At 55.6% G+C, this 509-nt stretch carries 1 protein-coding gene; it reads right to left on the bottom strand.

Annotation, left to right across the window (positions count from 1 at the left end):
• A partial coding sequence (locus tag QD208_RS17580; protein ID WP_279837685.1) for an IS3 family transposase occupies positions 1-509 on the bottom strand: 509 nt, incomplete at both ends.

Below are 509 nucleotides of genomic sequence, written 5' to 3'. Positions count from 1 at the left end.
CTGGTATCCATTCCGTTTTCAGGCTTCTGAAGAAGCGCTCTGTTGGGGCATTGTCCCAGCAATTGCCACGGCGACTGAGACTCAGCGTCATTCGGTAGCGCCAAAGCATCTGCCGGAATGCCCGGCTGGTGTACTGGCAACCCTGATCCGAATGAAACAGGATATTCCGTGGCTCTCCACGCGATTCGTAGGCCATGGTCAGCGCTTTCTTTACCAGCTCCGTGTTCGGCGATAGGGACAATGCCCACCCCACGGGTTTACGAGCATACAAGTCGATGACCACTGCCAGATAAGCCCAGCGTGCCCCTGTCCAAATATAGGTAATGTCGCCGGTCCATACCTGATTGGGCTTCTTTACATCGAACTCCCGATCAAGAACATTCGGTATATCCAGGTGTGGCTGATCAGCCTTCTTGTAGGCGTGCCTCGGCGGCTGCGAACTCATCAGCCCCAGCTGCTTCATCCGCCTGCTGGCCCGATAACGACTCAACTGTATTCCTGCCTGCGTG

Source organism: Cobetia sp. 29-18-1, from assembly GCF_029846405.1.
GTDB lineage: Bacteria > Pseudomonadota > Gammaproteobacteria > Pseudomonadales > Halomonadaceae > Cobetia > Cobetia amphilecti.
The sequence above is the reverse complement of the archived record's forward strand: the minus strand, read 5'-3'. Positions and strand labels throughout refer to the sequence as shown.